Annotated in this window: 11 protein-coding genes; 2 read left to right on the top strand and 9 right to left on the bottom strand. The window is 71.7% G+C overall.

From position 1 onward, the window contains the following. Positions 1 to 6 precede the first annotated feature (6 nt). On the top strand, positions 7 to 819 hold the full coding sequence (locus tag AB0M28_RS04555) for a nucleotidyltransferase domain-containing protein (RefSeq protein WP_365397612.1): 813 nt from the start codon (positions 7 to 9) through the stop codon (positions 817 to 819). Between the two features lie 204 nt (positions 820 to 1023). Continuing rightward, entirely contained in the window at positions 1024 to 2367 is a 1344-nt protein-coding gene (locus AB0M28_RS04550; protein WP_365397794.1) for a hypothetical protein, read from the top strand. Between the two features lie 55 nt (positions 2368 to 2422). Here AB0M28_RS04550 and AB0M28_RS04545 read toward each other — a convergent pair whose 3' ends face one another. The 9 genes from AB0M28_RS04545 to ccrA all read right to left on the bottom strand — a co-directional run bounded on the left by AB0M28_RS04545 (position 2423) and on the right by ccrA (position 13231). Continuing rightward, positions 2423 to 2935, bottom strand: coding sequence for a methylated-DNA--[protein]-cysteine S-methyltransferase (locus tag AB0M28_RS04545; protein WP_365397609.1), 513 nt, complete (start codon positions 2933 to 2935; stop codon positions 2423 to 2425). A gap of 5 nt (positions 2936 to 2940) precedes the next feature. After that, complete coding sequence (locus AB0M28_RS04540) at positions 2941 to 4416, bottom strand: AlkA N-terminal domain-containing protein (RefSeq protein WP_365397606.1); 1476 nt, start codon at positions 4414 to 4416, stop codon at positions 2941 to 2943. Between the two features lie 1156 nt (positions 4417 to 5572). Further along, on the bottom strand, positions 5573 to 6427 hold the full coding sequence (gene pssA / locus AB0M28_RS04535; protein WP_365397603.1) for a CDP-diacylglycerol--serine O-phosphatidyltransferase: 855 nt from the start codon (positions 6425 to 6427) through the stop codon (positions 5573 to 5575). Then, the gene (locus AB0M28_RS04530) at positions 6414 to 7061 is read right to left on the bottom strand and encodes a phosphatidylserine decarboxylase (RefSeq protein ID WP_365397601.1); all 648 of its coding nucleotides are present in this window, start codon (positions 7059 to 7061) and stop codon (positions 6414 to 6416) included. Before AB0M28_RS04530 ends, pssA begins: the two co-directional genes overlap by 14 nt. Before the next feature lie 166 nt (positions 7062 to 7227). Continuing rightward, positions 7228 to 8433 (bottom strand): acyl-CoA dehydrogenase family protein, encoded by a 1206-nt coding sequence (locus tag AB0M28_RS04525; RefSeq protein ID WP_365397597.1) that lies wholly within the window; start codon positions 8431 to 8433, stop codon positions 7228 to 7230. 3 nt (positions 8434 to 8436) lie between these two features. Then, positions 8437 to 8943: a MaoC family dehydratase gene (locus AB0M28_RS04520; RefSeq protein WP_365397594.1), complete on the bottom strand. Its 507-nt coding sequence runs from the start codon at positions 8941 to 8943 to the stop codon at positions 8437 to 8439. A 3-nt stretch (positions 8944 to 8946) separates the two neighbouring features. Next, positions 8947 to 9912: a CoA ester lyase gene (locus AB0M28_RS04515; protein WP_365397592.1), complete on the bottom strand. Its 966-nt coding sequence runs from the start codon at positions 9910 to 9912 to the stop codon at positions 8947 to 8949. Next, on the bottom strand, positions 9909 to 11918 hold the full coding sequence (locus AB0M28_RS04510; RefSeq protein ID WP_365397590.1) for a protein meaA: 2010 nt from the start codon (positions 11916 to 11918) through the stop codon (positions 9909 to 9911). The genes AB0M28_RS04515 and AB0M28_RS04510 overlap by 4 nt, the downstream gene beginning before the upstream one ends. Further along, a complete protein-coding gene (ccrA, locus tag AB0M28_RS04505) occupies positions 11918 to 13231 on the bottom strand; it encodes a crotonyl-CoA carboxylase/reductase (RefSeq protein WP_365397790.1) in 1314 nt (437 codons plus the stop codon). Before ccrA ends, AB0M28_RS04510 begins: the two co-directional genes overlap by 1 nt. Positions 13232 to 13502 lie beyond the last annotated feature (271 nt).

The following is a 13502-nucleotide window of genomic DNA, read 5'->3' as shown; positions in this document are numbered from 1 at the left end:
CGGGCCATGCCGGACATCACCGCCATCGCGCAGGAACTGGTCGAGGTGGACGGCGTGGTGGCCGTCCTGCTCGGCGGCAGCCGCGCCCGGGGCACCCACCGCCCGGACTCCGACTGGGACCTCGGCGTCTACTACCGCGAGCCCCTCGACCTGGCCGCCCTGCGCCGCCTCGCCACCAGCATCACCGGCGAGGAGACCGACGTCGCCGGCCCCGGCGGCTGGGGCCCCTGGGTCAACGGCGGCGCCTGGCTCCGTACCCGCGACGGCGAGTCGGTCGACTTCATCCTCCGCGACACCGACCGCGTCCGCTCCGTCTGGGACGACTGCCGCGCCGGCCGCTACGAGACCGGCACCCAGCCCGGCCACCCCCTCGGCTTCTTCTCCCCGGTGTACGCCGGCGAGGTGGCCCTGGGCCGGATCCTGGCGGACCCCACGGGCGAACTCACCGCCCTGCGCGCCGAGACGGCCGACTACCCGCAGGCCCTGCGCACCGGCCTGTACGCCGGCACGCTCTGGGAGGCCGGCTTCTCCCTCACCGTGGCGGCGAAGGCGCCCCACGACACGCTGTACGTCAGCCTCTGCCTCTCGCGCTGCGTCGGCCTGCTCACCCAGGCCCTGCACGCCCACGCGGGCGTCTGGTGCCTCAACGAGAAGGGCGCGCTGACGGCCGCGGCCGCCCTGCCCGCCGCCCCACCGGACTTCGCCGCCCGCGCCGCCGCGGCCCTCAGCACCCTCTCGCCGGCCGCGGCCCGGGACCTCGTGGCCGAGGTGGAGGCCCTCGGCGCCCCCACGGCCGACCGGAACCCGCGAACACTATGACCACAAACGATCCAGCCATGGCCCGCCGGCCGACCCGTTCCTAGCATCCCTGCGCGCGGCGCGAGTACGCGCCGCCGACGGGAAGGGAGCGGAACCTTGAACAGGCCGACACCACCACGGCAGACGGGGACACGACGACGGCGGACCGTGCGCGGGGTGATCGCGGCGGGCGTCGCCGCACTCGCCGCCGCCGGCCTCACCGGCGTGACGCCCGCCGCCCCGCAGGGGCCGGAGGCCGCCGCCTGCCCGGAGACCCTCACCGGCAAGGCGACCTGCTACACCGGCCGGGACGCGAACGGCGCCTTCTACGCGATCGCCGTCCCCACCCACTGGAACGGCTCCCTCGTCGTCCACGCCCACGGCGGCCCCGACCTCGGCGACGCCTCCGATCCGGCGCGCAGCGTCGAGGACCTCGGCCGCTGGTCGGTCATGGTCGACCAGGGCTACGCCTGGGCCGGCTCGTCGTACCGCCGCGGCGGATACGGCACGCGGATGGCCGCGGCGGACACGGAGAGCGTGCGGCGCGTGTTCACCGAGGCGTTCGGCCGGCCCGGGCACACCTACGTGCACGGCCAGTCGTGGGGCGGGAACGTCGCCGCCAAGGTCGTGGAGGTCTACGGCGGCGACGCCGGCCCGTACGACGGGGCGCTGCTCACCAACGGTGTGCTGGGCGGGGGTTCGCGCGGCTACGACTACCGGGTGGACCTGCGGGTCGTCTACCAGTACTACTGCCGCAACCACCCCCGGCCCACCGAGCCGCAGTACCCGCTGTGGCAGGGCCTGCGCCCGGACTCCACCCTGACGAGCACCGGTCTGCGCGCCCGCCTCCAGGAGTGCACGGGCTTCGCCTCCGCGCCCGGCGATCGTACGGCGCTGCAGCAGCGCAACCTCGACGACATCCTCGCCGTGACGAGGATCCCGGAGCGCACGCTCGAGTCCCATCTGCGGTTCGCGACCTTCACGTTCCGCGACATCGTGAGCGGGCGCCTCGGCGGCCGCAACCCCTTCTCCAACGAGGGCGTCCAGTACACGGGCTCCCACGACGACGCCGCGCTCAACGCGGGCGTCGAGCGCTTCGCCGCCGACCCGGCCGCCGTGCGCGACCTGTCGTACGACAGCGATCTGACCGGCAAGGTGGACATCCCCGTCCTCACCCTCCACGCGATGGACGACCCGACGGCTTTCGTCGAGCACGAGGCGGCCTACCGGGCCGCCCTGGAGGGCGCGGGCCGGGACCGGCACCTGGTGCAGACGTTCACCGACGAGCACGAGCACAGCGCGCTCAGCGACTCCGAGTACGCGGCCTCCATCGCCGCCCTCGACGCCTGGGTGCGCGGCGGGCGCAGGCCCACCGCGGCGTCCGTCGCCGCCCGGTGCCCGGCGTACGACCGCGGGTACGGCACGGGCTGCTTCTACGACACCGGGTTCGCCCCGGCCCCGTACGCCTCGCGCGTCGCCGCGCGGCCGGGTGGGCTCGCCTGGCCGGCCATGACGGCGGCGCAGGAGCGCGAGTGGAGCCGTGTGGCGGGCGTGGGCATCGCCCCCTGAACGTGGCAGGGACCGCCGGGCGGCAGGATGCCCGGCGGTCCCTCGCGGTCGCGGCTCAGAACAGCGCGTCGGCCGGCTCCGGGGCCGTGCCCGTCGCCTCGAAGCCCAGCAGGTAGCGCTTGCGCTCGACGCCCCACGCGTAGCCGGTGAGGCTGCCGTTCGAGCCGATCACGCGGTGGCAGGGGACGATGATGCTCACGGGGTTGCGGCCGTTGGCCAGGCCGACCGCGCGCGACGCGGTCGGCTTGCCGATGCGCTCGGCCAGTTCGGCGTACGAGACGGTCTCGCCGTACGGGATCCGGCACAGCTCCGCCCAGACGCGCTGCTGGAACGGGGTGCCGTCGAGCCTCAGCGGCAGGTCGAACTCCGTCAGCTCGCCGGCGAAGTACGCGCGCAGCTGCTCCGCGGCCTCGGGGAAGGGCGCGTCGGCGGGGTCGCCCGCGACGCCGAAGTCCTCGTCGGCGGGGCGGCCGTTCTGGTCGGTCATGTACAGGCCGGCGAGCTCGCCGTCGACGGCGACCATGGTCAGCGGGCCGACGGGGCTGTCGATGACGGTGTACGTGCGCATGCGGGTCACTCCTGGGGCATGAGGTTGATCGGATGGTCGTCGGTGGCCCAGAGGTACTGGACCGCGTAGGCGCGCCACGGCTGCCAGACCGCCGCGTGGCGGGTCAGGGCCGCGGGCGCGGCGGGCAGGCCGAGGGCGCCGGCCGCCTTCCGTACGCCGAGGTCGGAGGCCAGGAACGCGTCGGGGTCGCCGAGCCCGCGCATCGCGACGACCTCCACGGTCCACGGGCCGATCCCGGGCAGTGCGGCGAGCTGCTCCCGGGCGCGGGCCCAGTCGCTGCCGCCGCCCAGGTCGACCTCGCCGGCGGCGAGCGCGGCGATGAGGGTGGTCAGGGTCGTACGCCGGGACTGCGGCATCGCGAGGGCCGCGGGGTCGAGCCCGGCGAGGGTCCCCATATCGGGGAAGAGGTGCGTCAGCCCGCCGCCGAAGGGGTCCTCGACCTTGCTTCCGTACGCCGTCACCAACCGCCCCGCGTGCGTGCGGGCGGCGGCCGTCGACACCTGCTGGCCCAGCACGGCCCGTACGGCGAACTCGTCGCCGTCCACCGTGCGCGGCACGCGGCGGCCCGGTGCCTTCGCCACCAGCTCCGCCATCTGCGGGTCGCGGCTGAGCTGCTCGTCGACGGCCACGGGGTCCGCGTCGAGGTCGAGCATGCGGCGGCAGCGGGCGATCGCGACCTGGAGGTCGCGCTGGTCGGTGAGGGCCAGCCGGCAGCTGATGTGGTCCGGCCGCGGGGCGAGGCTGACGACGCCGTGCCCGTACGGCAGGCGCAGCGTCCGCCGGTACGAGCCGTCGCGCCACTCCTCCACGCCGGGGACGGCGGTGGCCACGAGGTGGCCGAAGAGGTTGTCGGGCGTCAGCGGCCTGCGGAACGGCAGGCGCAGGGTGATCACCCCGGGGGTGGCCGCGGCCTGCGTGCGGGTCGCGCGGCGGCGCAGCTCGCTGGGGGAGAGGGCGAAGACCTCCTGGACGGTGTCGTTGAAGGTCCGGATGGAGGAGAAGCCGGCGCCGTAGGCGATGTCGCTCATCGACAGGGCCGACGTCTCGATCAGGATCCGGGCGGTCTGCGCCCGCTGCGCCCGCGCGAGGGCGAGCGGCCCCGCCCCCAGCTCCTCCTTGAGCTGGCGCTCGATCTGCCGCGTGCTGTAACCGAGCCGCGTCGCGAGCCCGGTCACGCCCTCGCGGTCGACGACGCCCTCCCCGATGAGGCGCATCGCCCGCGCCACGGCGTCCGCGCGGACGTTCCACTCCGGCGACCCCGGGCTGGTGTCCGGCCGGCACCGCTTGCAGGCCCGGTATCCGGCGGCCTGCGCGGCGGCGGCGCTCGGGTAGAAGGTCATGTTCTCGGGCTTCGGCGGTACGGCGGGGCAGCTCGGACGGCAGTAGATACGGGTGGTCCGCACCGCGGTGAAGAACCACCCGTCGAATCGGTCGTCCTTGGCCTGAACGGCCCGGATACAACGTTCCCTGTCCTCGTGCATGCGACCAGCCTCTCGCGAGCCAGGCCGTAGTTCTAGCGAGAATCCGACATGACGCTTCCTCACCCGGGGCCTCCGCCCCCGGCCCCGAGGGAGGGTCGGCCACGAGGCGGCCCGGCACCACACCGAGGAGCCGCCCCGCGCTCCTCTCGCGAGCCCCGGGCCCCGGCACCGGACTCTCGGTCCCGAACGATCCCCCCGGGGGCTCCGCCCCCGGCCCCTGGAGGAGGACTGGCCGCGAGGTGGGCCGGTGCCGTGCCCGGGGCCTGGGGCTCTGCCCCCGGTCCTTGGAGGCGGGGTGGCCGCGGGGGTGGGCCGGTGCCGCGGCCAGGGAGCGCCCTGGGGGCTTCGCCCCCAACCCCCGCCTCCGGGACCCGCTCCCGGGCTCCTGTCGCGGGCCCGGGCCTCGGGCCTCCGCTTCCAGCCCCGGACTTCCGGTCCCGAGCGATCCCAGGAGGCTCCGCCTCCGGCCTCTGGAGGAGTGTGGCCGCTGGGCCGGTGCCGTGCCAGGGGGACCCTGGGGGTTTGGCCCCCCAACCCCCGCCTCGGGGACTCGCCCCCGGGCTCCTGTCGCGGCCCGGGGCCCGGGCCTCCGCTTCCGGTCCCGGACTTCCGGTCCGGAGCGATCCCAGGGGGCTCCGCCTCCGGCCTCTGGAGGAGTGTGGCCGCTGGGCGGGTGCCGTGCCACGGGGACCCTGAGCGCTACTTCCGCCCTGGCCCCGGGATTCCGCTCCCGCCCGCGGACTGCGGCCCTCGGCCCCGGGCCCCGGCTACTGACCCTGGGCTCACGCTCCCGGTCCAGGGTCGGCTCACGCCCTCGGGCTCCTGGACCCGCATGGGCCCCGGGGGCTCCGCCCCCGGTCCCCGGCGTCGAGGGGGCCAGTGCCGTGCAGAGGCGGTGCCTTGGGAGCTTCGCTCCCGCCCCCCGCCTCGGCGCCCCGATCCCCGCCCCTGGGCCCGGGCCCGAGTTCCTGCCCCCGGCCCGCCATGGGCTTTCCCAGCCCCGGTCCCGGGCCAAGGGCCCAGGCTCCCGCCCCCCGGTCTCAGGGGGCTCGGGGCCCCGGCCCCGAGGGCGTGGCGGGGCTTGGCGGGGGCGGGTAGCGCGAAGGGCCCCGGGACGGGGTCCCGGGGCCCTTCGGGGGCAGGTTCGAGGTGGGCGTCAGCCCTGGGCTGCTCGGGCCTCGCGGCGGTTGTCGCGGATTGTGTTGACGCGGCGGGCCGTGGCGAAGAGCGGGATCGTCGCCGCCGTGACGACCTGGAGCGCGCAGCCCGTCTGGAGCAGGGCCGCCGCGCCCGGCGCGTCGAACGCCCACGCCGTGAGGCAGGTCATGCTGATGAAGATCCACACCAGCGTGGCGACCGCCAGCCGCCCGCGCGGCTTCGGGTACTCGACCCGGCTCACCATGAGCCACGCCACACCCACGATCGCCAGCAGCGTCGGGACGAAGGGCAGCTCGAGGAGCACGATCGAGACCACGGTCAGCGCCCCGAAGGGCGAGGGCATGCCCTGGAAGACCCCGTCCCGGACCGTCGTACACGAGAAGCGGGCCAGCCTCAGGACGACCGCCAGCAGCACGACGACGGCCGCCACCGTCGACACCCGCTGGTGCGCGTCGTCCGCCACGATGCCGTAGACCAGCACGAAGTACGCCGGGGCGAGCCCGAAGCTGATCAGGTCGGAGAGGTTGTCCAGCTCGGCGCCCATCGCCGACGCGCGGAGCTTGCGCGCGACCAGGCCGTCGAAGAGGTCGAAGACCGACGCCAGCAGCATCAGCATCACGGCCGTGGCCGCGGAGTGCCGTGCGATGCCGCCGTCACCGTCCGTGCCCATCAGGTGCGGCATGAGCACGCCCGTGGTCGTGAAGTAGACCGCGAGGAACCCGCACGTGGCGTTGGCCAGCGTCAGCGTGTCCGCGATGGACAGCCGCGTCGAGAGCGGCATGTCGTCCACGGCGTCGTCGACCGCGTCGTCGACCCACGTGGTGGTCTTACTGTCGGGATCAATCACGGTCAAGGCGAGTCACCCCCGCGACAGTGGCCTGGCCCACCTCGACGGCGACGTCGACACCCTCGGGGAGGTACACGTCGACGCGCGAGCCGAAGCGGATGAGGCCGATGCGGTCACCCTGCTCCACCTTCGTGCCGGCCGGCACGTAGGGGACGATGCGACGCGCCACCGCGCCGGCGATCTGGATCATCTCCACATCACCGATCTCGGTGTCGAAGTGCCACACGACCCGCTCGTTGTTCTCGCTCTCCTTGTTGAACGCGGGGACGTACCCGCCGGGGATGTGCTCCACCGACGTGACCGTGCCCGCCAGAGGCGCGCGGTTGACGTGGACATTGAGCGGGCTCATGAAGATCGCGACCCGGGTGCGCCCGTCCTTCCACGGCATGATGCTCTGCACCACGCCGTCGGCGGGGGAGATCACACGGCCCTGCGTGATCTCGCGCTCGGGGTCGCGGAAGAACCACAGCATGCCCGCCGCCAGCGCGGTGGAGGGCACGGCGACAGCCGCCCACTTCCCGGAGCGCCGGGAGCGGGCGAGGCTGACTGCTGCGGTTGCCAAGGTCGGCAGGAGCCACGGCGACGCGCCACGTGCCAGGCGGACCTTGCGACGCGGTACTTCAGGTGTGCTGTGGGGCATGGATGACCTTCGTAGCGGAGGGTGCCGCGTAGACATGGGGGACGGCGGCTTCCCGGGATGTTACCGGGTGTGACCGGGAACTCGGCAAGCTTGTGGGGACAGTCCCGGACCTACAACGTCCATCGGACGCTGTTCGGTTCCCGGCTTGTCCCCACAAAAACGACACTCATCCCTGGCTTCTGTACTCCTCGAGGAGGCGGCGGCCAATGATCATTTTCTGGATCTCGGCGGTGCCCTCCCCGATGAGGAGCATCGGCGCCTCGCGATAGAGACGCTCGATCTCGTACTCCTTGGAGAAGCCGTAGCCGCCATGAATGCGGAACGCGTCCTCGACGACCTCCTTGCAGTATTCGGAGGCGAGGTACTTCGCCATCCCTGCTTCGAGGTCGTTACGTTCCCCAGTGTCCTTTTTGCGTGCTGCTCGGACCATCATCGCATGAGCCGCCTCGACTTTGGTAGCCATCTCGGCGAGCTTGAACTGGATCGCCTGGTGCTGGGCGATGGGTTTACCGAAAGTGTGACGTTGCTGGGCATAGTCGACACCCAGCTCGAACGCACGCTGAGCGACGCCGCAACCACGCGCTGCCACGTTCACGCGGCCGACTTCGACGCCGTCCATCATTTGGTAAAAACCTCGGCCCGTGGCGCCACCGAGTACGCGATTGGCCGGAATTCGCAGTCCGTCCATGATCAACTCGGTGGTGTCGACGCCCTTGTAGCCCATCTTGTCGATCTTCCCGGGGATGGTCAGCCCGGGCCGCACCTCGCCGAACCCGGGCTCCTTCTCCACCAGGAACGTCGTCATCGACCGGTGCGGCGCCGTGCCCTCGGGATGCCCCTCGTCCGTGCGACAGAGGACCGCGACGAGAGTTGACGTACCGCCGTTGGTCAGCCACATCTTCTGCCCGGTCAGGACGAACTCGTCGCCCTCCCGTACGCCCTTGGACGTGATGGCCGACACATCCGAGCCCAGCCCCGGCTCGGACATGGAGAACGCGCCGCGCACCTCGCCGGCCGCCATCCGGGGCAGGAAGTGGTCCTTCTGCTCCTGGGTGCCGTGCTGCTTGAGCATGTACGCCACGATGAAGTGGGTGTTGATGATCCCCGACACACTCATCCAGCCGCGTGCGATCTCCTCGACACACAGCGCGTATGTGAGAAGGGACTCACCCAGCCCGCCGTACTCCTCCGGGATCATCAGCCCGAAGACGCCGAGCTCCTTCAGCCCTTCGACGATCTCCGTGGGGTATTCGTCGCGGTGCTCCAGCTCGGTCGCCACCGGCAGGATCTCTTTGTCGACGAAGTCCCTGACCGTCGCGACGATCTCCTGCTGGATCTCGGTCAGGCCCTCGGTCTGCGCCAGTCTTCCCATCGGTCAGCCCTCCCGGAGTTCCGGACGCCCGGGCTGCTCGCCGCCGCGCGCCTCGGTGTACACGGACGTGGGCACCATCACCTTGCGCCGGAAGACGCAGACGAGGGTGCCGTCCTGCTTGTAGCCCTTGGTCTCGACGTGCACGATGCCGCGGTCGTCCTTCGACTTCGACGGCCACTTGTCGAGCACGGTCGTCTCGCCGTAGATCGTGTCGCCGTGGAAGGTCGGCGCCACATGCCGGAGCGACTCGACCTCCAGGTTCGCGATCGCCTTGCCGGAGACGTCCGGGACCGACATGCCCAGCAGCAGGGAGTAGACGTAGTTCCCCACCACGACGTTGCGCTTGAAGTCGGTGGTCTGCTCCGCGTAGTTCGCGTCCATGTGGAGCGGGTGGTGGTTCATGGTCAGCAGGCAGAACAGGTGGTCGTCGTACTCGGTGACCGTCTTGCCGGGCCAGTGCTTGTACACCGCGCCGACCTCGAACTCCTCGTAGGTGCGTCCGAACTGCACGCCTCAGCCCTCCGGGATCTCGAACTCGGAGGTCCGCCGCATGCCGGCGGCCCGCCCCTTGCCGGAGATGACGAGGGCCATCTTCCGGGACGCCTCGTCGATCATCTCGTCGCCGAGCATCGCCGAGCCCTTCTTGCCGCCGGCCTCGGACGTGTAGTAGTCGTACGCGTCCAGGATCAGCTCGGCGTGGTCGTAGTCGTCCTGGGAGGGGGAGAAGATCTCGTTGGACGCCTCGACCTGGCCCGGGTGCAGCACCCACTTGCCGTCGAAGCCCAGCGCGGCGGCGCGCCGCGCGACCTCGCGGTAGCCGTCGACGTTGCGGATCTGCAGATACGGGCCGTCGATCGCCTGGAGGTCGTTGGCGCGGGCGGCCATCAGGATCCGCATCAGGATGTAGTGGTAGGCGTCGGCGTCGTAGCCGGGCGGCTGCTCGCCGACGACCAGGGACTTCATGTTGATGGACGCCATGAAGTCCGCCGGGCCGAAGATGATGGTCTCCAGCCGGGGCGACGCCTCCGCGATCGCGTTCACGTTGTTCAGGCCGCGCGCGTTCTCGATCTGCGCCTCGATGCCGATCCGCCCGACCTCGAAGCCCATCGTCTTCTCGATCTGCGTGAGGAGCAGGTCCAGGGCGACGACCTGCTGGGCGTCCTGGACCTTCGGCAGCATGATGCAGTCGAGGTTCGGGCCCGCGCCCTCCACGACCGTCACGACGTCGCGGTAGGTCCACTCGGTCGTCCAGTCGTTCACCCGTACGACCCGGGTCTTGCCCGTCCAGTCACCCTCGTTCAGGAACTTCACGATGGTGTGCCGGGCCTCCGGCTTCGCGAGCGGCGCGCAGGCGTCCTCCAGGTCCAGGAAGACCTGGTCGGCCGGCAGCCCCTGGGCCTTCTCCAGGAAGCGAGGGTTGCTTCCCGGCACGGCGAGACAGGAGCGCCGGGGGCGCAGGCGGTTGACCGGCGTGGTCATGCGGGGACCTCCAGGGGGTCGAGCTTGTTCGCTTGGCGGATCTCGTCGACGATACGGCCGATGATCTCCGTGATTCCGAAGTCCTTCGGGGTGAAGACGGCGGCCACACCGGCTTCGAGCAGGGCTTTCGCGTCCGCGAGAGGGATGATCCCGCCGACGACCACGGGGATGTCGCCCGCGCCCGCCCGGCGCAGCCGCGCCAGTACGTCCGGCACCAGCTCGGCGTGCGAGCCGGACAGGATGGACAGGCCCACGCAGTGCACATCCTCGGCGACGGCCGCCGAGACGATCTGCTCGGGGGTCAGCCGGATCCCCTGGTAGACCACCTCGAAGCCGGCGTCGCGGGCGCGTACGGCGATCTGCTCGGCGCCGTTGGAGTGGCCGTCCAGGCCGGGCTTGCCGACCAGCAGCCGCAGCCGCCCGGTGCCGAGGTCGGCGGCGGTACGCGCGGACTTCCCGCGGACCGACGCCAGATCGCTGCCCTCCTCCGGGGCCACGGCCACCGGCGCGGACGACACACCGGTCGGGGCGCGGAACTCGCCGAACACGTCGCGCAGCGCCCAGGACCACTCGCCGGTGGTGACCCCGGCGCGGGCGCACTCCAGCGTCGCGGGCATGAGGTTCCGCGTACCCGCCGCCGCGGCCTTCAGCGCGCTCAGGGCGCGCTGGGCGCGCTGCTCGTCGCGGTGCAGCCGCCAGTCGTGCATGGCGGAGACCACCCGCGCCTCGTTCGCCGGGTCCACGGTCATGATCGCGGAGTCCAGATCGGCGGTGAGCGGGGAGGGCTCGGTCCCGGTGTGCGCGTTCACTCCGACGATCTTCTCCTCGCCGGACTCGATCCGCGCCCGCCGCTCCGCGTGCGAGGCCACCAGCTGGGACTTCAGATAACCGGACTCGACGGCCGCGATCGCCCCGCCCAGCTCCCGGATGTGGTCGATCTCCGCCATGGCCGCCTCGACCAGGGCGTCCACCTTCGCCTCGATCACCTTCGAGCCCTCGAAGATGTCGTCGTACTCCAGCAGATCGCTCTCGAGCGCCAGCACCTGCTGGATCCGCAGCGACCACTGCTGGTCCCACGGCCGCGGCAGGCCCAGTGCCTCGTTCCAGGCGGGCAGCTGTACGGCGCGGGCGCGGGCGTCCTTGGAGAGGGTGACGGCCAGCATCTCCAGCACGATCCGCTGGACGTTGTTCTCCGGCTGGGCCTCGGTCAGCCCGAGGGAGTTGACCTGGACGCCGTAGCGGAAGCGCCGCTGCCGGGGGTCCTCGATGCCGTAGCGCTCGCGGGTGACGCGGTCCCAGATCCGGGTGAAGGCCCGCATCTTGCACATCTCCTCGACGAACCGGACGCCCGCGTTGACGAAGAAGGAGATCCGGGCCACGACGTCGCCCATCTTCTCCGGCGGCACCTGCCCCGAGTCGCGCACCGCGTCCAGCACGGCGATCGCGGTCGACATGGCGTACGCGATCTCCTGCACCGGCGTGGCCCCGGCCTCCTGCAGGTGGTAGCTGCAGATGTTGATCGGGTTCCACTTCGGCAGGTGCGCGACCGTGTACGCGATCATGTCGGTCGTCAGCCGCAGGCTGGGCCCGGGCGGGAAGACGTACGTCCCCCGGGAGAGGTACTCCTTGACGATGTCGTTCTGGGTCGTGCCGGACAGCCCGCCGACGTCCGCGCCCTGCTCCTCGGCGACCACCTGGTACAGCGCCAGCAGCCACATGGCGGTGGCGTTGATGGTCATCGAGGTGTTCATCTGCTCCAGGGGGATGTCCTGGAACAGCCGCCGCATGTCACCGAGGTGCGAGACGGGCACCCCGACCCGGCCGACCTCGCCGCGGGCGAGGACGTGGTCGGGGTCGTAGCCGGTCTGCGTCGGCAGGTCGAAGGCGACCGACAGCCCCGTCTGGCCCTTGGCGAGGTTGCGCCGGTAGAGCTCGTTGGACGCCTCGGCGGTGGAGTGGCCGGCGTAGGTGCGCATCAGCCACGGACGGTCCTTGGGAGCGGCCATCACACGTTCCGGAAGCGGTTGATGGCGTCGATGTGCGTGGCGCGCATCTCCTCGTCGCGCACGCCCAGACCCTCCTCGGGGGCCAGGCAGAGCACGCCGACCTTGCCCTGGTGGAGGTTCTTGTGCACGTCGTACGCGGCCTGCCCGGTGTCCTCCAGGTGGTACGTCCTCGACAGCGTCGGGTGGATCTTCCCCTTGGCGACCAGCCGGTTGGCCTCCCACGCCTCGCGGTAGTTGGCGAAGTGGGAGCCGACGATGGACTTCAGCGACATCCACAGATAGCGGTTGTCGTACTCGTGCCGGAAGCCCGAGGTGGAGGCGCAGGTCACGATGGTGCCGCCCTTGCGGGTGACGTACACCGAGGCGCCGAAGGTCTCGCGGCCCGGGTGCTCGAAGACGATGTCGACGTCCTCGCCGCCGGTCAGCTCGCGGATGCGCTTGCCGAAGCGCTTCCACTCCCTGGGGTCCTGGTTGTTCTCGTCCTTCCAGAACCGGTAGCCCTCGGCGGCCCGGTCGATGATCGCCTCGGCGCCCATGGCGCGGCAGATGTCCGCCTTCTGCTCGCTGGAGACCACGCAGATGGGCGTCGCGCCGCCGGCCAGGGCGAACTGGGTGGCGTACGAGCCGAGTCCGCCGCTCGCGCCCCAGATCAGCACGTTGTCGCCCTGCTTCATACCGGCGCCGTTGCGGGAGACGAGCTGGCGGTACGCGGTGGAGTTGACCAGTCCGGGAGCGGCGGCCTCCTCCCAGCTCAGGTGCTTCGGCTTGGGCATCAGCTGGTTCGACTTCACCAGCGCGATCTCCGCGAGGCCGCCGAAGTTCGTCTCGAAGCCCCAGATGCGCTGCTCGGGGTCGAGCATCGTGTCGTTGTGTCCGTCGGCGCTCTCCAGCTCGACGGACAGGCAGTGCGCGACGACCTCGTCGCCGGGCCGCCAGGCGTTGACGCCGGGGCCGGTGCGCAGCACGACGCCCGCCAGGTCGGAGCCGATGACGTGGTACGGCAGGTCGTGGCGCCTGGTCAGCTCGCTGAGCCGGCCGTAGCGCTCCAGGAAGCCGAAGGTGGACATCGGCTCGAAGATGCTCGTCCACACCGAGTTGTAGTTGACCGAGCTGGCCATCACGGCGACGAGGGCCTCGCCCGGGCCCAGCTCGGGCACGGGCACGTCCTCGACGTGCAGGGACTTGCGGGGGTCCTTCTCGCGCGTGTCGAGGCCCTCGAACATGTCGACCTCGTCCTTGTGCACGGTGACCGCGCGGTAGGACTCGGGGACGGGCAGCGCGGCGAAGTCCGCGGGGGTCGTGTCGGTCGCCATCACGGCGTCCAGGATCTGGTTCACGGTATGCCTCCGGCGAAGCGCTTTGCGGGAACGCTTGAGGGGACGTCGGGGGTGTTGTCCGTCGGTTCAGCGGTGTCGGTGCTGGGGTGCGCGTGGTGTGCGCTCATGCCTGTGACGAGGCGTGTCCGGGCGCGCGGTGGTGCGTTGCGGGGACAGCCGGCGCACGGCTCTTTCGCCATGCGCCGGCCGCCCGGACACCTTCAACGTATGGCACGGCGTGCCAGGTGACAAGACACCGAGTGCCAAC

It is taken from the genome of Streptomyces sp. NPDC051940 (assembly GCF_040680895.1).
Classification (GTDB): Bacteria; Actinomycetota; Actinomycetes; order Streptomycetales; family Streptomycetaceae; genus Streptomyces.
This window is presented reverse-complemented; position numbering and strand designations above follow the sequence as displayed.